This is a genomic window from Vibrio sp. JZG10 (assembly GCF_054064075.1).
In genome coordinates, this window is sequence record NZ_JBSUGE010000008.1 from 240,107 (window position 1) to 262,063 (window position 21,957).

Sequence of the window (21,957 nt, forward strand, 5' to 3'; positions counted from 1 at the left end):
CTTATGGATCTAGCAAATAAGGTTATTGCGATCACGGGGGCCGGGCAGGGGCTTGGTAAACAAATGGCGCTGTCGCTAGCGGAAAGCGGTGTTCACCTTGCGCTTATCGACCTCAATTCAGATCAACTGGCTGAAACGAAAGCGGAGTGTGAATCTTTCGGCGTCACCACTCGTTTTTATGTAGCGAACGTGACGGAAGAACAAGAAGTGTGCGCTGCTTTTGAGCAAATTGAAGCGGATTTCAAACAACTCAATGGCGTGATCAATAACGCAGGCATTATGCGCGATGGCATGTTCATCAAAGTTAAAGATGGTCAGATTAACGCGATGTCGCTGGAACAATTTCAGTCTGTTATGGATGTGAATGTGACAGGTACTTTTCTGTGTGGCCGCGAAGCGAGCAAGGTAATGCTGAACACCGATAGCAAAGGCGTTCTGATCAACATATCTAGCGTCGCGCGTGCGGGGAATATTGGTCAAACTAACTATTCTGCATCCAAAGCGGCGGTAGCCACCATGGCTACGGTGTGGGCTAAAGAGTTAGGGCGTTTCGGAATTCGCTCAGTAGCGATTGCTCCGGGTGTCATCAAGACTGCCATGACGGACCAAATAAAACCTGAAGCGATGGAGCGTTTAGTCAAAATGATTCCTGTCGGACGCTTAGGTCTTGTTGATGAAATTTCTTCGACCATCAAATACGTGTTAACCAATGAGTTCGTGACTGGAAGAGTATTCGAAGTCGATGGCGGAATGCGAATGTAGCCCTTCCTCATATTAAAAAGGGGAGCGAGCTTGATTGTCCGCTTCCTTCCTCCTTTCTTATATTGTTTCTATCGATAATTTTTAATGGATGTTTTAGCAACGGCTGCTGTACCGATTACATTTACAACTCTTTTGTATTTTTGGTATGAATAAGTGCTCTCGTGTTAATTTTTATGTAAATACATTAATTCACAATCAAGACAATTATTTGTCTCATTAGTGAGATTTTGCTTCTAGGGGTATGAAAAATACTCTTATTGATTATATTGTGACCGAAAACCATTTCGACATCTAAAGATGGTGATTTATTATTCAGCGCAAAATACATGGGAATATGAGGCTGGCTGAATAACCTTCAGCTACCTTAATAATAAAATAACCAGAATTCTCTATTACACTGAAGTAACTACCCATTAGGGAAGAGCAATAATGTCACTATTTCATTCGCTTAGGACGATGCCACTATTATTGGGGTGTCTGTGTTTTTCTATTCAGGCATCCGCAGAAAAGGTTGAACAAGAAGGTAAGTTTTTACAGTCGCTAGAAGGCATTGAAAATCAAATTTACGCATTACCTCAGAGCTCTTTGGCTTTGATTGAGGCGTTAGAAGAAGACTCTCTACTACAAAATCAACCAACAGAGCTACTGGTACGTTATTGGCTTGCAAAGTCCACGGTTCTAGAGCTACTTGGACGCGCGGAAGAGAGCCAAAACGTCGCACAAAAAGGGTTGGAACTTGTGCGTCCACAAAGCCATGAGTATCTCTTATTTAAGTTGATTCAGATGCGAACTATGGTCGGAAAGAGCGATATCGATACCGCGCTTTCTTCGTTGGATAGTTTGTTGGAAACATCACGTGAAAATGGTGATAAGCAGCTCGAGTCGGAGATCCTGTTGCTAAAAGGACGTTACTACGATGAGCAGGGCGAGTTTAAAAAATCCTATGCCGCAATTATGTCGTCAATGGATGCGGCTGAGTCCTCTGGCGTTCAAGGATTGGTCGAACGGGCGGCGCTAGAGCTTGGTGACGTACTGGTCAAAATTCAGGGCTATGACCGTTCAGAAGCATTGTTGGAACAAGCGTACCGTTATTTTAGGGATAGACGCATGTCGTTCAATGAGCTGCTGAGCGTCTTAACGATAGCAAAGCTTCATAAGGCACAGTTCCAATATGAAGAGGCGATTGTATCGTATCAGAGAGCGCTAAAGCTCGCGCAAATCATTGGTGACGGGCGCTTTAGGTTTCGAGTTAACCTCGAGCTTGCTGCGCTATACCGTGAGACGAACCAAGAAAATAAGATGGTTCGCCACTTAAAGTTGGCGGAGAACTTACAGTATAGAGAAACCTCTAGCGCCTACTTAGCGACATTTAAGCTGTTGCAAGCCGAATATATGCTAGAACAGAAGCAGTTTGAGACACTTCTAGCGATGATCGCGCCTATGTTGCCGGAAATTATCGAGAGCCGATATGTTAAGCAACAGCAAATGGAACTACTAAAAGTGGCTGCCATGGCCTACGCGGGAAGCAATGACTTTAAATTAGCGTATAAAACTTACGGCAACTATCACGATAAATTCATCCAATTTAGCAACCAAAGAGAAGTTGAAAATCTTGAGCGTCAGCAGACGCTGTTTGAGCTAGAAAGACTTGAATATGAGAACGAAGATCTCAACTGGAACAACGTGTTGCAGCGTATGGAACTGGAAAATAACCGTCGTACCTTTTATCTATTGGGTGAAGCGCTACTAGCACTCATTGGTGTTCTCTTTTTGATGGCAGTGGTATTCCTTGTTGTGAATCGATCACGTTTAAGAATGCGCCGCCTAGCAAAGACAGATACGTTGACAGGGTTATTCAATCGCCGTTTTTTAGAAGATTGGTTTACTAAACCCGTAGAGACGAAACGTGAACGCAAAGAAAAGCCGACGCCTCAATCTAAGCAAGAAAAGGTGCAGCATTTTGTGTCTGAGCAAGTCGAGCAAGTTAAGTACGGCTACCTAGCTTTAAACAAATGGGTGGATAGCAAGCTCGATAAACAGAAAATGGTGCCAAAGAAGCCGCAGTCGGGGCCGGTAAGTTTAGCGCTAATCGATGTAGATTATTTTAAACAGGTAAATGATACCTATGGACATGTGTTCGGTGATGCCGTACTAACAGGTGTTGCCAAAGTGCTAGAAGAGACGGTGCGTGAAAATGACATTGTTGCACGCTTTGGTGGTGAGGAGTTTGTTGTTGTGATGCCCAATACCGATCATGAAGACTCTCTCATTACCGCTGAACGATTACGTAGCGCTTTATCCTTGCATGGGTTCGTCACGGAACAGAATGAAGAAGTGAGAGTGACCTGTAGTTTTGGTGTTGTGACGACAGAAGATAGCGAGATGAATTTTAAATCACTCTGTGATCAGGCAGATAAATTACTTTATCAAGCTAAATCGGATGGACGTAACTGCGTGAAAGGGCGCAAGCTGACCTAATAAAATCAAGAATGCAGGCTCATCAAACGGTGAGCCTGAACTCATCCTTCCTACTGATTACTTCAAAATCGCTTAAGAGTATCGAATTACATACTCATAGCGTTCAGTATTTTCTACTCGTTTTATCTCCCCCATTTTCAAAGTACTAATGTCACTCGTGTATACGAAGCTATAACACACGAGTATGTCTGTTTTTTATACAAACAAAGCCGATACAGGTGAAATGATTAGTGGTCGATGTAAAATTTTTCTGGTGTGGATTTTTGTGGCACGAAAAACAATTCTCTGAAAGGTGTGTTAAAAATTGATGATTCAATAAGTTATTGGTTTGTTTGTGTTTTTATTTGGGTTTTTAAACACATCTTTGACTTTCACGACAAGTTATCGCATAGAAATTTTGCGTACACCATCAACTTTCCTTCCTTTGTTAATAACCTTTTTCTTAAAAAATGATTTGAGTTCGAACTAATTTTCAGGCATTTTATATTTAACTAACCGTTCAATTAAAAATAACAAGGACGCAAAATGCCAAAGGTGGGGATGCCTGAAATCAGAAAACCACAGCTGGTGAAAGCGACAATGTCAGTGATTGATAGAGTCGGTTTACACGCTGCGAGTATTTCGTTGATCAGTAAAGAAGCAGGTGTATCAACGGGAATTATCAATCACTATTTTGGTGGTAAGCATGGGTTGTTGGAGGAAACGATGCGAGAGATCTTGCGTCAGCTTTCGTCCACCATCACACAGAAGTTACGTGAGCTGCCAAGTGATGCTCATCACCAAAGAATTAATGCCATCATTGACGGTAACTTTGTCGGCTATCAGGCAGAAAACCAAGTTGCGAAGACTTGGCTGGCGTTTTGGTCGTACTCAATGCATGACGAACAGCTTAAGCGTTTGCAGCGTGTCAATGAACGACGTTTATTGTCCCACCTAAGAAAAGAACTCAAAGCATTATTAAATGCAGAGCAGGCCGAACTGGTTGCTCATGGTATTGCGTCACTTATCGATGGTATTTGGCTGCGCGGAACGCTCAACCCGCAAGGCATTGATGCAGAAAGAGCGAGAATCATCATCAACGACTATCTCGACAAACAACTTACGTTTTATTCTGAAAAAATATAAAAGTCACAGGTCTTCAAAATGGAAATGAAAGCACACTATATCAATGGTGCGATGTACAACGGGTGTTCAGATGAGCACTTCACCACTTACAATCCGGCGAATGGTGAGCCATTGGCCAACATTAAACAAGCGAACCAAGACGATCTCGAAGCGGCGATTGAGTCGGCAAAGAAAGGTTTTGCTGCATGGTCAGCAATGACTGCGATCGAGCGTAGCCGTATTTTACACAAAGCCGTTGCCATTTTACGTGAGCGTAATGACGAGCTGGCTGCATTGGAAGTGGCAGATACTGGTAAGCCAATTCAAGAAGCTGTCGCGGTTGATATAACAACAGGTGCCGATGTTCTTGAGTACTATGCGGGTCTTGCTCCAAGCTTGCAAGGTGAACAGCAGCCACTCAGCGAAGACCAGTTTTTCTACACACGTCGCGAGCCATTGGGCATTTGCGCAGGTATTGGCGCTTGGAATTATCCAATCCAAATTGCGATGTGGAAATCGGCACCAGCACTGGCTGCGGGCAACGCTATGATCTTCAAACCATCAGAAGAAACACCATTAACAGCGCTTAAGCTAGCAGAAATTTATTCAGAAGCGGGCATGCCAGATGGCGTATTTAATGTCGTACAAGGGGATTACCGAGTAGGGCAGATGCTAACGGCGCATCCTGACATCGCAAAAGTATCGTTCACGGGCGAATCAGGCACCGGTAAAGTCGTCATGAGTGACAGCGCTAAGACACTAAAACAAGTAACGATGGAGCTTGGTGGTAAGTCTCCACTGATTATTTTTGATGATGCGAAGTTAAACGATGCCGTTTCTGCGGCCATGGTGGCTAACTTCTACACCCAAGGTGAAGTTTGTACGCACGGTACACGCGTATTTGTCCATGAAGGTATTTATGATGACTTTATCGCACAACTTAAAGCCCGAACCGAGCTGTTAGTCGTCGGCGATCCGCTTGATGAGAACACGCAGATTGGCGCGCTAATCTCTAAAGATCATGAATCGAAAGTTTTAGGAGCGATTGAAGCCGCGAAAGCGAGTGGCGCGACGTTACTGACTGGTGGCTACAAAGTAACAGAGAATGGCTTAGCCAATGGTAACTTTGTTGCTCCAACCGTATTTGTCGATTGCGATGATGACATGAGCCACGTTCAACAAGAAATCTTTGGCCCGGTAATGTCAGTGCTGAAATTCCGTGATGAGTCGGAAGTGATTGCGCGTGCAAATGGCACCGATTATGGCTTGGCTGCAGGCGTATTTACTCAAAACCTATCTCGTGCCCACCGCGTGATTCATCAAATTCAAGCTGGTATTTGTTGGGTGAATACATGGGGCGACTCACCTGCGGAAATGCCAGTTGGTGGCTACAAACAATCAGGTGTTGGCCGTGAAAACGGTGTCGAAACCCTTAAACATTACACGCAAACGAAGAGTGTTCTGGTTCAGCTAAGCGACTTCGAAAGCCCTTACAAATGATACCAATCGTAGTAGATAACTGACCACTTTAGCTTGTTAAAATGCTCGATAACTGCGTTGTCAATTTTGATTGTAGGCTAACTACTTATCGAAAATTTCCGCCTTGTTCTCAAGCATTTTTCCTACGCTAATTTCGTTCACTTATCTACTGTGATTGGTATTAACTCCTAGGAGAATCAAATGCAACAACACTACGATTATATCATCGTCGGTGCGGGTTCGGCCGGCTGTGTGTTAGCGGATCGCTTAAGTGAAAGTGGTCAATATTCGGTCCTATTACTCGAAGCGGGTGGGTCGGATAAAAGTATTTTTATCCAAATGCCGACGGCGCTTTCTTACCCGATGAACACTGAAAAATACGCGTGGCAGTTTGAGACAGTTGAAGAGCAAGGGTTGGATGGCCGTCAACTTCATTGTCCTCGCGGGAAAGTTCTGGGCGGTAGTTCGTCGATCAACGGCATGGTTTACGTTCGTGGACACGCTTGTGACTTTGACCAGTGGGAAGAGGAAGGAGCTAAAGGCTGGAATTATCAATCGTGTTTGCCTTATTTCCGTAAAGCAGAGTCTTGGGTCGGTGGCGCAGATGAATACCGAGGCGATAATGGCCCAGTCGGCACATGTAACGGCAACGATATGAAGCTCAACCCGCTCTACCAAGCTTTTATTGATGCAGGCAAAGAAGCGGGCTACCCAGAAACAAAAGATTACAACGGCTATCAGCAAGAGGGCTTTGGCCCAATGCATATGACCGTTGACAAAGGCGTACGCGCTTCAACCTCTAATGCATACTTAAGCCGTGCTAAAAAACGCAAAAACTTCACCCTAATGAAGCGAGTGACGGTTCATCGCGTTTTACTAGAAGAAACAGGCGCCGAAGGCAAGAAAGCGGTTGGTGTTGAATTTGAAAAATCAGGTTCAGTTCAGCAATGTTTTGCGAATCATGAAGTGATTTCGAGTGCTGGTTCGGTTGGCTCAGTTCAGCTGTTGCAGCTTTCAGGCATTGGCCCTAAAGAAGTATTAGAAAAAGCTGGCATTGAGGTGAAACATCCGTTGGAAGGGGTAGGTAAAAACCTGCAAGATCACTTAGAAGTGTACTTCCAATATCACTGTAAGCAACCTATCACGCTCAACAGCAAATTAGGTTTGGTGAGCAAGGGCTTGATTGGCACTGAGTGGATATTAACTCGCAAAGGCCTTGGGGCTACTAACCACTTTGAATCATGTGCGTTTATTCGTTCTCGTGAGGGACTAAAGTGGCCAAATATTCAATATCACTTTTTGCCAGCGGCAATGCGTTATGACGGACAAGCTGCTTTTGACGGTCATGGTTTCCAAGTGCACGTTGGACCTAACAAGCCCGAAAGTCGCGGCTCGGTCGAAGTTGTCTCTGCGAATCCGAATGATAAGCCGAAGATTGAGTTTAACTACATTTCCACTGAACAAGATAAGCAGGATTGGCGTGATTGTATTCGCCTTACTCGCGAGATCCTCAATCAGCCAGCCATGGATGAGTTTCGTGGTGATGAGATCCAGCCGGGTCTGAATATCACAACGGATGAACAAATTGATGAATGGGTAAAGCAGAATGTCGAGAGTGCTTACCATCCATCTTGTACCTGCAAAATGGGCGCAGACAATGACCCATTAGCGGTTTTGAATGAGCGATGCCAAGTACGCGGTATTCAAGGCTTGCGTGTGGTGGACTCTTCTATTTTCCCAACCATTCCGAACGGTAATTTAAATGCGCCAACTATTATGGTGGCAGAACGTGCCGCGGACATGATTTTGGATAACGCCCTGGAAACGTCGAACAACGCACCAGTTTGGATTGCACCGAACTGGCAAGAGATGCAACGAATGCATCCGCCAAAAAGAGAGCTCGATTCGATCTCATAAAAACGAAAAAAGTCAGTAATCATTACAAGGAATTCAATATGTCTAAGATGACAAAAATCTTCTCAACAATCGCACTAAGTACTTTAGCAACAGGCGCTTATGCTAACCAATGTGAAACGGTACGTTTTGCAGATGTAGGTTGGACCGACATTACGGCGACCACCGCCGTGACATCTGAGCTGCTAAAAGGGTTGGGGTACAAAACGAAGACCGATCTACTATCGGTACCTGTTACTTACTCTTCTATGGCCAATGGCGATATCGACATTTTCCTAGGTAACTGGATGCCAACGATGGAAGGTGACATCGCGAAATACCGTGATGCAGGTACCGTTGAAACCGTACGAGCGAACCTCGTCGGCGCAAAATACACACTCGCGGTTCCAAAATACGTTTATGACGCAGGCGTGACCAACTTCGCTGATCTAGTAAAACATGCCGACAAATTTAAAGACCGCATTTACGGCATTGAACCAGGTAACGATGGTAACCGCTTAATTCAATCAATGATTGATAGCAACGCATTCGGCCTAAAAGACTTCAGCCTAGTTGAATCCAGTGAAGCTGGCATGGTGTCTCAAGTATCACGTGCTGCGCGCCGCAACCAATGGATTGTGTACCTAGGTTGGGCCCCGCACCCAATGAACAGCAACGTTGAAATGGAATACCTAGCGGGTGGTGACGACTTCTTCGGCCCTAACTACGGCGGCGCGAATGTGTACACAAACGTACGTAAAAACTACCTTGCTGAGTGTCCAAATGTAGGTCAGCTAGTGAAAAACCTAGAATTCAACCTAGAAATGGAAAACGAATTGATGGAAGCGATTCTCAACCAGAAGCAGAAACCGTCGAAAGCAGCGCAAGCATGGTTGAACGCAAACCAAGAACAAATTGAAGCGTGGCTAGAAGGCGTTAAGACGGTGGATGGTCAAGACGCAGTAACAGCGATTACAAACTATTTAAAAACCAACGCTTAATTAAGCAGTTTTTAAGCGCGTTTTTTTGAAAAAGAAAGTGGGCAGTCATGCCCGCTTCATTAACACAAAGGTTTTATTTTGAATTTTATTACGGACAACAAACTACCGTTGGGCCAATGGATGGAAACTGGCGTCGATTGGTTAACCATCAATGCATCGGGTTTCTTCGATGCAATCTCTATTACACTTGAAACGATCATTCTTTTCGTGGTGGACATTTTTAAATGGATGCCACCTGCAGCGCCAATCATTATGACGGCGGCAATTGCTTGGTTCTTACACCGCAGCATTCCGCTTGTTGTATTCATCGTGTTGGCCTTGCTCGCAATTCTCAACCTTGGTTACTGGCAAGAAATGCTGGAAACCTTTGTCCTTGTGTTTGCAGCGACAACGATTTCCGTATTAATTGGCGTGCCGTTGGGCATTATGGCGGCACACCGTCCTTGGTTATATACCTTGTTGCGACCAATCCTCGATTTGATGCAGACCGTGCCGACATTCGTTTACCTAATTCCAACCTTGGTTCTGTTTGGCTTAGGTATTGTCCCTGGCCTAATCTCGACCATCATTTTCGCTATCGCTGCGCCAATTCGATTGACGTACCTCGGTATTATTAAAGTGCCGGAGGAGCTACTTGAAGCGGGCAAAGCATTTGGTGCAAGCCGCATGAAGTTGCTGTTTAAGGTAGAGTTACCTGCGGCATTACCAAGTATTATGGCCGGTGTTACACAATGTATTATGTTGTCTCTTTCTATGGTAGTTATTGCGGCTCTTGTTGGTGCTGATGGACTTGGTAAGCCAGTCGTACGTGCACTGAATACCGTAAACATCTCGCAAGGTTTTGAAGCGGGTTTAGCGATTGTACTCGTCGCCATCATTCTTGACCGCTTGTGTAAAGCACCAAACCAGAAGGAGGCTTAATCATGGACGCTATTACTATTCAAAATCTTGATGTGGTTTTTGGTCAGCAGCAGTCACAAGCGTTAGCACTACTAGACCAAGGCAAGTCTCGACAAGAAATCATCGACGAAACTGGCCAAGTGGTTGGGGTTGATAATGTTTCGCTGAACGTGAAACAGGGTGAGATCTGTGTTTTGATGGGGCTTTCAGGCTCGGGTAAATCAAGTTTGCTGCGAACAGTTAACGGGTTGAACGAAATTTCTCGTGGCTCTCTGAAAATTAAAGACGGCGACGACATGGTTGAGCTCTCTAACTGTGACGAACAGAAGTTGCGCCACCTTCGTACTCACCGCGTATCCATGGTGTTTCAGAAGTTTGCATTGATGCCATGGTTAACGGTATTAGATAACGTTGCGTTTGGTCTAGAAATGCAAGGCATTGGCAAAGCAGAGCGCCGTAAAAAAGCGCGTGAACAGCTCGAAATGGTCGGTTTGTCTGAGTGGGAAACGAAATTCCCGCACGAGCTCTCTGGTGGTATGCAGCAGCGTGTTGGCCTAGCGCGAGCGTTCGCGATGGACACAGATATCTTGTTAATGGATGAGCCGTTTTCAGCGCTTGACCCATTGATTCGTGCTCAGCTTCAAGATGAATTGATTCTGCTTCAAGAAAAGCTAAACAAAACCATTCTTTTTGTGAGCCACGACTTGGATGAAGCGCTTAAAATCGGTAACAACATCGCCATTATGGAATCAGGAAAGTTGATTCAACACGGCAAGCCAGAACAGATCATTCTTGCTCCAGAAAACGATTATGTGGCTGACTTTGTTGCCCACACTAATCCATTGAACGTACTTAAGGGACGCTCTTTGATGCGTGACGACTTAGTTCGTGAAGATGAGCGTGTTCTAATTTGCCCTGACAAAGATATTTGGGTGACCCAAGAGAGCAAAGGCTTAAGCTTAGCGGGTACAGATAAGTCGTTGGTTCAATGGAAGAGCGATTCTTCGAACCTTGATGAGGTAAACGAAAATTCGCTGGTTCAGGTTAGCCCGGAAATCAGTATGCGAGAAGCGATTGAGCTTAAGCAGCGCAGCAATCAGCCTCTGCTTATGGTGGAGGACAACCAGTTAGTTGGTGTGTTAAGCGACAACGAGCTTTACGATGCATTGCTTGGTAATTTTAAGTCTGAGCAAGTGGCATAAAGTTAGAGTAGAGTTGAAGCCAAGCTAAAAAAGAGCCGCACATTAGTGCGGCTCTTTTTGGTTTAAACAATGAGTTAAGTAGTTAAGCTAAGGAAACGGTCGACTATAGAGTCGTAATTACATCATCCATCGCAAGGCGAGCTTTTGGTAGACCATGATTATAATCTTCCCCGTCTTTGTGGTAGCCAATCGCCAGTGCAACTTCACAGACATGGCCTTCTAATTCTTCTTTGAATACTTCTCCAATCAGTGTTGGATCTACGCCTTCCATCGGCGTTGAGTCAATACCCAGACGAGCCAATGTGTGTAGTAGATTGCCTAGCGCTAAATAGACTTGTGCTTTTGTCCAGTTTCCGTTAAAGCCATTTTCATCCGTATTTGCATCGGCAAAAGCGTAGGCGCCCATAAAGTTGTTGTACATTTCCTCCGGTAGGTGGCCAGACGTTACTTCGGCATCCACACGTTTCGCGAACTTCTCTTTGGTGAAGTTTGGATCGTACGCAAACAGAATCGTATGTGACGCGGTTTTCGCGTGTGGCTGGTTAAATTGGTGCATATTTGCAAATGTATCGTGGAAACGTTGCTTGGCCTCATCACTTTCAATCACGATGAATTTCCACGGTTGCGAGTTAATCGAAGACGCTGAAAGACGGAGTGCTTCTTTGATGATTGCCATATCTTCTTGAGAAACGCGTTTAGTTTCGTCGTATTTTTTAGCAGTGTAGCGGCTGTTTAGATCAGTAATGATTTGATGAGACACGTTTGTATCCTTTTTATTTTTGTGACAAATGAGGATGCGCTTAGCATCGACAACCATGCGTACCTCGAATATGGATTCATAATACGGGATATTTTTTTATTGATAAGAGGGTGTTTATTTGAATCACTTTTTACTTTTTATTGAAAATTGGCGTGCTTCATAGGGTTGGGCATCATCATTTAGATGCTTTTGATGATTATTAAATTACACTCATATTAAGAGAGTGATGGAGAGCAACATGAACGTGATTCAAGTTTTCAACGATAGTTATGAACGTTGTATCGCGAACCAAGGCTTTTTCGACTTGTTTTACAAGAATTTATGGTCAAAAAGTAAAAGCTTCAGACAAAAGTTTGATGGTGTCGACATGCACCAACAGGTGCGAATGCTTAGAGGATCTATCGTGTTTTTTATGATGGCCGATACCTCTAACGAGGCGCACAAGATGGTGGAGAAATATGGTAAGAAGCATGCGAGTTCCGATATTGGCATTGAACCACAGGATATTGATGTTTGGTTTGAAAGCCTTATCGAAACGGTTCAAGAGTGTGATTTTGAATACGACGATGATGTCGAAACAGCGTGGAGAGCTTGTTTTAACACAGGTTTGTCGGTAATGAAGCGGGAGTGCTCCAAACACTAAAAGAGAAACTAAATGCTCTTCGAAAACAAGCAAGTTAAAGCAAGGAAGTAACGTGTAAGGTAGTTACTTCCTTGAATATGGTTTTTATTTGTCTTGTGTCTCTTTATTCTTTTTTACCGCTTCGGCGATATCACTGACGGCTTCGACAAGGTTGATCGGCATAGGGAAGATAATAGTTGATGTTTTGTCTGTCGTGATTTCCGTGAGTGTCTGCATATAACGCAATTGCAGCGCATTCGGCGCTTCGTTGAGCATTTGAGCTGCCTCTTTTAATTTATTAGAAGCTTCTAGCTCACCGGTAGCGTGAATGATTTTTGCACGACGGTTACGCTCTGCCTCAGCCTGACGCGCTAGCGCTCTAACCATGCTGTCATTTAAATCAACATGTTTGACTTCAACTGTGGCAATCTTGATGCCCCAGTCATCAGTCTGTTGATCGAGGATGGATTGTAAATCCTTATTGAGACGCTCGCGCTCTGAAAGTAATTCATCCAGTTCATGCTGGCCTAATACTGATCGCAGCGTGGTTTGCGCTAACTGGCTGGTGGCATCGCTGTAACTTTCAATGTTGTTAATTGCCATTTGAGGATCGACTACGCGAAAATAAACAACCGCATTGACGCGCACAGACACGTTATCTTTGGTTATCAAGTCTTGTGTCGGCACATCCAAAACGACAGTACGTAAATCCACCCGTACCATTTGTTGGATGAATGGGATAAGAATGATTAAGCCAGGGCCTTTTACTTCTTGAAAGCGACCGAGAAAGAATACAACCCCACGTTCATACTCTCTCAAAACCTTAAACATTTGGGTCGCAAGTGCGAACAACAGCACCACAATCACCGCAACAGTATAGAGCATCATAAAGCGCCTCCTATTTATTTTGGCGGTCATCAGGCATCACGGTTAAGGTCAGCCCTTTCACATTCACAATGGTGACATGATCACCTTGTTTGAGTTGTTGATGGTCTTTGGTTTTGGCTCTCCATAGCGCACCATCGAGTTGAACGCGCCCTTCGCCATCGATAAAGTCATCGCTCACGACAGCGATTTTCCCAGGGTAAGTTTCTAAACCTGTTGTCACACGTCGTCGGCGTATTTTGAGCAGCAGGCCGACCGTCAACACGATCAGCGCGACAGAAAAGATAGAAATACCGAAAATTAAAGGAAGGGCGATCTGAAACCCTGGCAACTCACTGTCCATGAGGAATATGGAACCGAGCACAAAGGCGACAACGCCACCTAAGCCCAAAATGCCAAAGCTCGGACTGAATGCTTCTGCGATCATCAGTGCAATTCCGAGTAACAGCAGACCAAGCCCAGCGTAGTTCACAGGCATCATTTGTAAGGCGTACATGGCGAGGAGCAAACAAATACCACCCAACACGCCGGGTAAGCCAATGCCCGGGTTGTAAAACTCAAGAAGCAAACCGTAGATGCCAATGAGCATCAGGATGTAGGCGACGTTTGGGTTTGTGATAACGGCTAGCATTTCTGCTCGCCAATCGGGTGTTCTTTCAATCCATACGGGATTTTCCAGTGACAATGTCACATCACGATTGTTAACTTTAACAGTTTGTCCATCAATGGCTTTGACTAAATCCTCTGGTGAGTTGGCTATATAATCAATAACGTTTAATTCCAATGCCTCTGTGGCGTCCAAACTCGCTGCTTCGCTCACTGCTTTCTCTGCCCACTCTGCATTTCGGCCATGAAGCTTTGCTAAGCCTTTAATATAGGCTCTAGCATCATTAATCACCTTTTTCTCCATCGCGGTTTTCGCAGGAACTTTCTCTGAACTTTCGTTGGTTCCTTCTGACGTTTCTTCCGCGTTTTGATCTTTGCCATCATCCGATGAAGGGGGCTGAGGGGCACCACCTAACGCGACGGGTGTTGCCGCGCCAAGGTTAGTGGCTTCAGCCATGGCAGCAACGTGGCTGGCGAGTAAAATGTACGTCCCTGCGCTAGCCGCTCTAGATCCTGACGGGCCGACCCAAGTCGCAATTGGAGTGGAGGAGGTGGTAATCGCGTGAATAATATCTCTCATTGCGCTGTCTAAGCCGCCAGGAGTGTCCATCTCTAAGATCACTAAACTAACACCGTTGAGTTGCGCTTCTTCTATCTCACGAGACAAATAGTCGCTGGTAGCAGGACCTATAGCGCCTTTGACGGGAACAATCCAGACAGTATTGGCCAGTGCTTGACTAGCAAACAATAGTAAAGGTAAGACCCATATCCATAGTCGTTTCATGCAGTCCTCCTTGTGCGGTCACAGGGACTTTTTGAAAACCTAATTCAAGTATATACGCAGTAATACTAGTGCAAATAAGTAATTGATCACTCGAATTAGTCATATCAGCATTTATCATGGCACATCTGAGGCTACGGGCCTTAATATGAATATCGGTAGTCATTAATCGTGGAGCGTCTGGTGTGAAAAGGTTCAACAAAAAGGCAAAGTGACAGTAATCACTTTGCCTTCCTAATGTGTCTTAGAGGAGAGAGACTAACTGTTTACGTGGCGAGAAAATTGAACGAGTGCTTGCTCGGCAGGCATCGGTTTGTGGAAGTAAAACCCTTGCAACTCATCAATATTCCAAACTTTAAGCTTGCGTACTTGGCTCGCGCTTTCAACACCTTCGGCGACAATAGTTAAGCCTAACTCTTGAGACATGTTAGCAATGTTTCTTACCAGTGTTTTCGCTCTGTCATTGGTTTCAATCTCGTCAATATAAGATTTATCCAGCTTCACAATATCTAATGGAAAATTACATACACTACTGAATGATGCGTATCCAGTTCCAAAATCATCCAAAGCGAGTCCAACACCAAGTCGCTTGATGTCTTGAATGCTTTGGATTGATTCTATTTCTCCGCCCATCAACATACTTTCGGTAATTTCAAGCACAAGCTGGCCCGCAGAGAGGTTGTATTGAGCCATCACTTTTTTTAGGTAGGGCATCAGTCCTGAATGATAAAAGTGCTGCGCGCTTAAGTTCACATGCACGCTTAACATCGACAGACCTTGCGCATGACGAACTCCATTAAGCCGACTGATAAATTCGCACGATTGTTTGAGAATGGACTCTCCCAATTCGACGATAAGTTTTCCTTGTTCTGCCATCGGAATAAATACTTCTGGTGAAATCATCCCTAATGTTGGATGTTGCCAACGAGCAAGTGCTTCAAAGCTAATGACTTCAGTGGTTTTAGCATCCACGATAGGCTGGAAAAAAGGTTTAATCGCATCTTGTCTAATGGCATTTTCTAAATCGCGATTGATCACCATAGACGTTTCCGCTTGCTCTGATAGTTCTTCATCAATGACTAATACTTCGTGAGAGTGACGACCCTTAGCGGATTGTGATGAGAAACGTGCTGCAAGCAGCAAATGCTCGACAGATTGGTGAGTAATGTTTAGGTCCATCATCACCGCTTTACTGTCTAATGACATCATGATCCCAGAGAGCTGGACCTTATGTGACAAATGATTCAGTAATCGATTGGTAGCATCTATCGCTTTTTGGTGGTGCTCGATATCTGGAATCAAAACGATAAATTCATGCTCACTAATTCGGCCTATTTGGAATGCCCCTAATTGCTCGCGTATTGCGGATGCGATGTATTGAATCACTTCATCAAAAATGAGGTGACCGTATACCCCTGCAATTTGCTTGAGAGTCTTACTGTTAATGTACACAAACGAAAAATGGTTTGGCCGTGTCTCTACGAGCTCGTGCAGTGCATTGAGAATGACAGGACGATTACAGAAACCGGATACCGGATCAAAGTCGGTGAGTTTTTGGATCATTTCTGCTTGCTGTTTTGTCTCTCTCATATCCTGAAGCAACAACATCAGCGCACTTTGACCATGATGTTGAATGAGCGTGGCTTCTATCAAACAGTCGATTTCTTCTGTATTGCTATCGAGCACTTGCGCTTCGAATTGTGTTTTACCGTTTTTCAGCTCTCTGAACATGGCGTCAACTCGACATTCATCGTCCTCCGATGGGCACAAGGTGTCTAGAGGACGATCTATCAATTGCGATTTGTTGTAGCTCAACAGATCTAACGCTCGTTGGTTTACATCGACAATTTTACGATCGATAACAATTAGCATGCCCAGTGAGGAGCTATGGTACAGAGCACCAAACTTTTCCATCGAGTCTTTCAATTGCAGTTGGGTTAACGATGTATTTTCAGAGAGCTTTTGTACCAGTTTTGTCGCTAACTCTAATTCGTCTACTTTTACAGAGTGCAACCCTTCAAGTTGGTATTGAGAGGCGATTTCGCTTATTCCCTCAGCAAAATGATTAAAGCGAGTGGCGACCTTATTTTTAAACGTGATGTAGGTGCCGGCAGCGATGATTGATGCCACAACGCCAACCGTTGCAAACAGATACATGAATAGCGTATTACCTTTCGCATAATGCTCTCGCTGTGTTTTCGTTTTTAGCCATGCGATCGGTTCACCAGATAAATCAGAGAGTGAGGCCCATTTTGTGATTGACCGCGAGGTCTTCTCTATATCCCGCATCTGACTACTGTCTGATTCGCTTACCATCTGCGTCTCTAATGAGTTTTCCGCAGTTAAAATGGATTTAAAGTCTCCAGGAAAGCGCAAAGATAGGTTTCTTCCCCAAAGCATCCATCCGTTAGAAGGGCGGTCGCCTTCACTGTTTCTAACTGGGCTGAGGCTAAGCCCCCAAATACTATCGTTGATTTTAAACAACCCTGAGATGCTCTCTCTATGGATATCAAGCTTGTGATTCATGGACTTGATGTAATCTTGAAGAATAGGTTGATTCGCCATTTTAGCGGTGAGTTCTGAAGAAGTATCGGGGTTATCCTCACGAGTCAAGGAGAGCAGAGTTTGCCCATTAGTCGTGATAAACGCCATCATATCGAGGTTTAACGCATCAATGCTCTCTGTGTAAAGGTTTCGCTCGGTATATTTCGCAATATCACGATCAACAAACAGATCGTACGTTTCGTCCCAGTACGCCCAATCGTATGAGGCGCTTTCTTGCTGGCTCACCATCATGTCGATGACAGCGAGTGCTTGCTGATTCGCATGGTTAATTTCCATGTCTTCGAGCTCATCTAAGCTATACAGGAAAAAATAACGGCTAATAAAAAGGAAGCTGATGACCATGCCCAGCAGTCCTAATGAAAAGTATAAGGCGGTTTTATAGCGAAGATTCAAGTTAAACAAGCGAAGTGTTTTCATTAAAAAATAGTTATAGATGTTAATTCACTGAAAGTGTACGACATGTTCTAACAGAAATTGTTGATATAGATTCAAATTATAGAGATAAAATGAAGGATTTGCTGAGCTGATATGGTAAGTGAAACGTTTGCTCTAATTACTAGATTTTCGTGTTTGCAATTAAAATGCTCAATAACGTACCGCGCATTCAAATTACGGTTTAATCGTGCAGCTAGTAAAGGTATAAATCTTTTTATAAAACAGTATATTAGTGTAACTAGTGCTTTTCTTCTGTATCTAAACTTCTTTTGTAATAGTAAACTGCGAAAAAATGATGGGTAATTATGATGTTTATTGTTCAACGCTTGGTCAAACTGGCCATTATCTGTGCCATTTTCTTTACTATCTTCGATCTCATCTCCTATGGTGAGATTACTTGGGTTCAAAGGTTGCTGGCTTCTATAAGCTAAATCTAGAATTCAATATGCACACATAACTCCACGAAGCGAGTCAATTCTTCGTTACTCGCCTTCGTCATTTGCTCCTTATCTGAGCTTTAAATAAAAGTCCCTCCACGTGCAGCTCTGGTAACCGTTTTCCATTAATGGAAAAAACCTAAAAATGCAACTAACTTCATACTAATGGCAAGTGTAAGGTATGCAGTTGATGAGGCAATTCAGCATAATCACATTAGTTGTTGTGGCACTCATTTTGAGCCAAGCAACAATCGCAAGAAATGCTAAGGTGCTAGGTGATATTTCGTTAGTTCAGCCGATAGAAGGTGACCCTGTCGTAGATATTAAGCTGGCGAGAATTGGCTGGCATCTCTTTCGTGATCCTCAGCTATCTTCAAACGGTAGCATCAGTTGTGCGACGTGCCACAACTTGCAAACCAATGGCGCTGAAAATACCCCCGTCTCTACAGGAGTGAAAGGTGATGGAACTCGAAATTCCATCACAGTGTTTAATGCAGCGTTAAATTATCGTTTTTTATGGGATGGTACCGAAAACACTTTGATGGCTCAGATTGATGGGCCAATCCACAATCCAATAGAAATGGACTCAAACTGGCAAACAATAGAGCAGTACGTGAAAGGAAGCGAACGTTATCAAGCGCTATTTAGTCGTGATGGTGAGCTACCGATTAATATTAACAATATTAAGTCCGCCATTGTGGAGTTTGTCGAAGGGCTCCAAACTCCAGGTGCACCATTCGATGCCTACTTACTGGGTTACACCCATGTCCTCAGTGAGCAGCAAATTAGGGGGTGGAAAACATTTCAGTCTTCAGGTTGCGTACAGTGTCATCAGGGCAAAAATATTGGCGGAGCGATGATACAAAGGTTCGCCTATTTCAAAGATAAGCCAGTAGTAGAGGATTCGGGACGGCACCTGATTACGACGGAAAGTGAAGAACAATTCTATTTTAGAGTCGCCAGTTTACGTAATGTCGCCCTAACAAGCCCTTATTTTCATAACGGACGAGTTGACCAGTTATCTGAGGCGATACAGATTATGGCGAAAACGCAGCTCGGAATTACGATGAGTGATGAAAGTGTCGCTGATATTGAAGCGTTCTTACAGTCCTTGACAGCACCCAGACCCGTGATTTTAGAGGTGTTGGAAAATGAGTAAATTCAAACTGGTTAATCTCTGCTTTTTTATTGCCATGCTGACGTGTTGTGTATTGGCGTATATGTCACATGTGAATTCAAAAAGTGCACAAGAATTCCACGCGGAGTTGACGGATATTGGGCACAAGTTGATTGAAGAGCGCGATGTTATCGTGAATCGATATGCGGTTGAAGATAGGAAAAATTATGAACTGACGACATCTTTAGTGGATATAGAAGTCGCTGCTGAGAAATTGCTAAATTCATCAAGGGAGTCAGTTTGGTTCCCTGTGACGCCCAATCATAAAAAAGTTGAGGATACGCTCAATCTATTTAAAAACCGTGTGCTTGATACAACGCTGAAGCTCGATATGTTGATTGGCGTTCAGGTAGAGAATCAATACGCGTTATTAATGCTATTCAACTTATATCAGCAAGATATTTCTACCGATACCGGAAAGACGTTGAGTGGGCATCACTATTTTGAGTTTCTCAACCAACTGCTTTTGACACAAAACGTAGTTGAGAGTGAAAGTGAAGCCAATTTCTTAGATCTGCTTCAAGCGAGCGATAAAAGGATAGAACTACTCACGAATGAACTGCTTGATCATGGATACTTTGTTTTTATTGAGGATGCTGAGCATCGGCTGCTCAATATTGCCCAAAGTGAAGCGCGTTTTACTTGGTTGTTTGTTTTTATTGCCGTGATGTTGTTAGTCAGTGCATTCTTGTATCAGTCGCAATATCGAATGTACAACTTGAAACAATTAAACCTCGAAATCGAGGAGGCGCGAAATAAAGCCGAGCGAGCAGCAAAAGCCAAATCAAGTTTTCTCGCCGCAATGAGTCACGAATTAAGAACGCCGATGAATGGTGTATTGGGCCTTTCTCAAATGATTGCAGAGGAAACTAAAGAGCCGACGACTAAAGAGTACGTGAAAGTCATTCTTGATTCTGGCCAACACTTGATGACGATTCTCAACGATATTTTGGATTTCTCTAAAGTTGAAGAAAACAAACTGGAATTTGAGCAGGCTAAGTTCAATTTAGATCAAGTCATTTCTCCTGTGTGTAGCGCAATAAAACCGCTCATCGATGAAAAAAATATCGAATTGATCGTGGAAAATGAAGTGCCTGAATACGTTGAATTTACCGGAGACTGCGCACGTTTACGACAGATTTTGTTTAATCTTGCTGGCAACGCGGTGAAGTTTACCAGTGAAGGGCATGTGTTAATCAGAACGGAACTTGATAAGGTAAATCAGTGCTTGGTGATGATTGTGAGTGATACTGGTATTGGTATTGCGCTAGACAAGCAAGAACATGTTTTCAATTCGTTTGAGCAAGCCGATTCTTCAACTACCCGAAAATTTGGAGGCACAGGGCTTGGTTTGGCAATAGTTAAAAAATTAACTGGCTTGATGGATGGCAAGATTACATTGAAAAGTGTGGAGGGTGTCGGAAGTCAATTCATCGTCGAGCTGCCCATTCCTTGGGTTGAATGCGAACTTCCAAAGGCACAAGAGCCTCCAAAAACTCGCAAGAAAACACACAATTTGCAGATATTGCTTGCTGAAGATAACCGAGTGAACGCCATTGTGGCGAAAGGGTTTTGCGAAAAGTTGGGACATGAAGTGGATGTCGCTGAAAACGGATTGGTGGCGGTTAAAAAGGCGAGAGATAACGAATATGACCTGATTCTGATGGACAATCACATGCCTGAGATGAACGGTGTTGAAGCGACGCGTGTGATTCGACAAGAGTTAGGTATCAAAACATTACTCTTTGCGTATACGGCAGATGTATTTCGTGAGGCGCATGATAGCTTTATTCAAGCCGGAGCGGATCATGTGCTTACAAAACCGCTACAACAAGAGAGCTTTTCGGACGCTCTTAAACAGTTTGCGACGAGGCTCGAACCAAAAAAGAATTTACCATTAACGAATGACAACAACGTTCTCCAGTTGCAGCGCAAGCCAATAGAGAAGCTACGGCTGACAGAAGAAGAGTTATCCAGTTCAGAGATGCTCATTTCTTTGCAAGAAGCGCCGGAAGCGATAGATGAGCTACTAAAAAGTATTATTGTCGATTTTGAATCATCGGTTGATGAACTTATTGATTATTTTATGGCTGAAGATTTCGCGTCTCTAGAAGACACGTTGCATAAAACAAAAGGTATGGCATTGAACCTTGGTTTGCCGATTTTAGCTGGACAAACGGAGGCGCTAGAAAACGCGCTCAAAGCGAAGCAAACTCCTGAAATTGAGCGGTTACAGATGCTAATCAACCGATTACAAGTTAACATCCATCAGGCTAATCGACTTCTGGATGACATACAGAAAAAAAACGTCGATCCTCAACAAATTTTGTAACGTCTCTGAGTTCATACGTTCCTTACCTTGTTTCGTTATGGTTTACTATGACGTGAATGGATGTGTTGATTCGTCAATGAGAAAATCAGGGAGTTAGAATGAGTAAGCATTCCGCTTTAATCGAATGGCATCGCGAAGCTGACGAAGTGTTCAGTGATAACCAGTATAGTCGGGCGCACATTTGGAAGTTTGATGGCGGGTTGCAAGTCCCTGCGTCACCATCTCCACACGTAGTGCCGTTGCCATTATCTGTAGAAGAAAACGTTGATCCGGAAGAAGCATTTGTTGCGGCACTTTCCAGTTGTCACATGCTTGTTTTTCTCTCTATTGCGGCGAAACGACGTTACGTTGTGGATCGCTACCTAGATGAAGCAGTAGGAGAGCTGACAAAAGGTGAAAATGGAAAAGAATGGGTGTCTAAGGTAACACTAAACCCTAAGATAACATTTGCTGGTGATGAACAACCGACACGATCTCAATTAGAAAAAATGCACCACATGGCTCATGAGAATTGTTTTATCGCCAATTCGGTTAAAAC

The 21,957-nt window shown here is 43.9% G+C and carries 16 protein-coding genes; 12 read left to right on the plus strand and 4 right to left on the minus strand.

Features of this window, described 5'->3' with window-relative positions; translation table 11 throughout:
- The first annotated feature begins 3 nt into the window (after positions 1-3).
- The 8 genes from ACWYVB_RS11605 (at position 4) to choV (ending at position 10,819) form a co-directional block, all read left to right on the plus strand.
- Complete coding sequence (locus ACWYVB_RS11605; protein WP_317410439.1) at positions 4-762, plus strand: SDR family oxidoreductase; 759 nt, start codon at positions 4-6, stop codon at positions 760-762.
- A 456-nt stretch (positions 763-1,218) separates the two neighbouring features.
- Entirely contained in the window at positions 1,219-3,240 is a 2,022-nt protein-coding gene (locus tag ACWYVB_RS11610) for a diguanylate cyclase (protein ID WP_394806854.1), read from the plus strand.
- A 525-nt stretch (positions 3,241-3,765) separates the two neighbouring features.
- A complete protein-coding gene (betI, locus tag ACWYVB_RS11615) occupies positions 3,766-4,365 on the plus strand; it encodes a transcriptional regulator BetI (RefSeq protein ID WP_005392557.1) in 600 nt (199 codons plus the stop codon).
- Between the two features lie 18 nt (positions 4,366-4,383).
- Complete coding sequence (gene betB, locus ACWYVB_RS11620; RefSeq protein ID WP_258614642.1) at positions 4,384-5,844, plus strand: betaine-aldehyde dehydrogenase; 1,461 nt, start codon at positions 4,384-4,386, stop codon at positions 5,842-5,844.
- 180 nt (positions 5,845-6,024) lie between these two features.
- Positions 6,025-7,740 (plus strand): choline dehydrogenase, encoded by a 1,716-nt coding sequence (gene betA, locus ACWYVB_RS11625; protein WP_258614641.1) that lies wholly within the window; start codon positions 6,025-6,027, stop codon positions 7,738-7,740.
- 38 nt (positions 7,741-7,778) lie between these two features.
- Entirely contained in the window at positions 7,779-8,717 is a 939-nt protein-coding gene (locus tag ACWYVB_RS11630; protein ID WP_005392553.1) for a choline ABC transporter substrate-binding protein, read from the plus strand.
- A 78-nt stretch (positions 8,718-8,795) separates the two neighbouring features.
- Positions 8,796-9,638 carry a choline ABC transporter permease subunit gene (gene choW, locus ACWYVB_RS11635; RefSeq protein ID WP_005392552.1) on the plus strand — a complete coding sequence of 281 codons (843 nt, stop codon included), beginning with the start codon at positions 8,796-8,798 and terminating at the stop codon, positions 9,636-9,638.
- Between the two features lie 2 nt (positions 9,639-9,640).
- The gene (gene choV, locus ACWYVB_RS11640; RefSeq protein ID WP_005392551.1) at positions 9,641-10,819 is read left to right on the plus strand and encodes a choline ABC transporter ATP-binding protein; all 1,179 of its coding nucleotides are present in this window, start codon (positions 9,641-9,643) and stop codon (positions 10,817-10,819) included.
- A gap of 103 nt (positions 10,820-10,922) precedes the next feature.
- On the opposite strand, the gene ACWYVB_RS11645 is transcribed toward choV, so the two are convergent.
- On the minus strand, positions 10,923-11,579 hold the full coding sequence (locus ACWYVB_RS11645) for an NAD(P)H-dependent oxidoreductase (protein WP_258677925.1): 657 nt from the start codon (positions 11,577-11,579) through the stop codon (positions 10,923-10,925).
- A 238-nt stretch (positions 11,580-11,817) separates the two neighbouring features.
- Here ACWYVB_RS11645 and ACWYVB_RS11650 point away from each other — a divergent pair, with 238 nt between their 5' ends.
- Positions 11,818-12,222, plus strand: a complete 405-nt coding sequence (locus ACWYVB_RS11650; protein WP_366999942.1) for a globin — start codon at positions 11,818-11,820, stop codon at positions 12,220-12,222.
- An 84-nt stretch (positions 12,223-12,306) separates the two neighbouring features.
- Here ACWYVB_RS11650 and ACWYVB_RS11655 read toward each other — a convergent pair whose 3' ends face one another.
- From ACWYVB_RS11655 to ACWYVB_RS11665, 3 genes are all read right to left on the minus strand, one after another.
- Positions 12,307-13,089: a slipin family protein gene (locus tag ACWYVB_RS11655; RefSeq protein ID WP_005373196.1), complete on the minus strand. Its 783-nt coding sequence runs from the start codon at positions 13,087-13,089 to the stop codon at positions 12,307-12,309.
- Between the two features lie 10 nt (positions 13,090-13,099).
- Positions 13,100-14,476, minus strand: a complete 1,377-nt coding sequence (locus ACWYVB_RS11660; protein ID WP_085344417.1) for an NfeD family protein — start codon at positions 14,474-14,476, stop codon at positions 13,100-13,102.
- 255 nt (positions 14,477-14,731) lie between these two features.
- Positions 14,732-17,380, minus strand: a complete 2,649-nt coding sequence (locus tag ACWYVB_RS11665; protein WP_457529016.1) for an EAL domain-containing protein — start codon at positions 17,378-17,380, stop codon at positions 14,732-14,734.
- Between the two features lie 720 nt (positions 17,381-18,100).
- Between ACWYVB_RS11665 and ACWYVB_RS11670 the strand changes: the two genes are divergently transcribed.
- The 3 genes from ACWYVB_RS11670 to ACWYVB_RS11680 form a co-directional block, all read left to right on the plus strand.
- A complete protein-coding gene (locus ACWYVB_RS11670; protein WP_167394253.1) occupies positions 18,101-19,069 on the plus strand; it encodes a cytochrome-c peroxidase in 969 nt (322 codons plus the stop codon).
- Positions 19,062-21,419, plus strand: a complete 2,358-nt coding sequence (locus ACWYVB_RS11675; RefSeq protein WP_457529018.1) for an ATP-binding protein — start codon at positions 19,062-19,064, stop codon at positions 21,417-21,419. The genes ACWYVB_RS11670 and ACWYVB_RS11675 overlap by 8 nt, the downstream gene beginning before the upstream one ends.
- A 98-nt stretch (positions 21,420-21,517) precedes the next feature.
- Positions 21,518-21,957 (plus strand): OsmC family protein (locus tag ACWYVB_RS11680; RefSeq protein WP_457529020.1); only part of this gene is annotated, 440 nt, incomplete at its 3' end.

What these genes read in the sequence shown, in the direction of transcription:
- ACWYVB_RS11605 (WP_317410439.1), top strand. Translation starts at nt 4, where the DNA reads ATGGATCTAGCAAATAAGGTTATTGCGATCACGGGGGCCGGGCAGGGG.
- ACWYVB_RS11610 (WP_394806854.1), top strand. Translation starts at nt 1,219, where the DNA reads ATGCCACTATTATTGGGGTGTCTGTGTTTTTCTATTCAGGCATCCGCA.
- betI (WP_005392557.1), top strand. Translation starts at nt 3,766, where the DNA reads ATGCCAAAGGTGGGGATGCCTGAAATCAGAAAACCACAGCTGGTGAAA.
- betB (WP_258614642.1), top strand. Translation starts at nt 4,384, where the DNA reads ATGGAAATGAAAGCACACTATATCAATGGTGCGATGTACAACGGGTGT.
- betA (WP_258614641.1), top strand. Translation starts at nt 6,025, where the DNA reads ATGCAACAACACTACGATTATATCATCGTCGGTGCGGGTTCGGCCGGC.
- ACWYVB_RS11630 (WP_005392553.1), top strand. Translation starts at nt 7,779, where the DNA reads ATGTCTAAGATGACAAAAATCTTCTCAACAATCGCACTAAGTACTTTA.
- choV (WP_005392551.1), top strand. Translation starts at nt 9,641, where the DNA reads ATGGACGCTATTACTATTCAAAATCTTGATGTGGTTTTTGGTCAGCAG.
- ACWYVB_RS11650 (WP_366999942.1), top strand. Translation starts at nt 11,818, where the DNA reads ATGAACGTGATTCAAGTTTTCAACGATAGTTATGAACGTTGTATCGCG.
- ACWYVB_RS11655 (WP_005373196.1), bottom strand. Translation starts at nt 13,089, where the DNA reads ATGATGCTCTATACTGTTGCGGTGATTGTGGTGCTGTTGTTCGCACTT.
- ACWYVB_RS11660 (WP_085344417.1), bottom strand. Translation starts at nt 14,476, where the DNA reads ATGAAACGACTATGGATATGGGTCTTACCTTTACTATTGTTTGCTAGT.
- ACWYVB_RS11665 (WP_457529016.1), bottom strand. Translation starts at nt 17,380, where the DNA reads ATGGTCATCAGCTTCCTTTTTATTAGCCGTTATTTTTTCCTGTATAGC.
- ACWYVB_RS11670 (WP_167394253.1), top strand. Translation starts at nt 18,101, where the DNA reads ATGAGGCAATTCAGCATAATCACATTAGTTGTTGTGGCACTCATTTTG.
- ACWYVB_RS11675 (WP_457529018.1), top strand. Translation starts at nt 19,062, where the DNA reads ATGAGTAAATTCAAACTGGTTAATCTCTGCTTTTTTATTGCCATGCTG.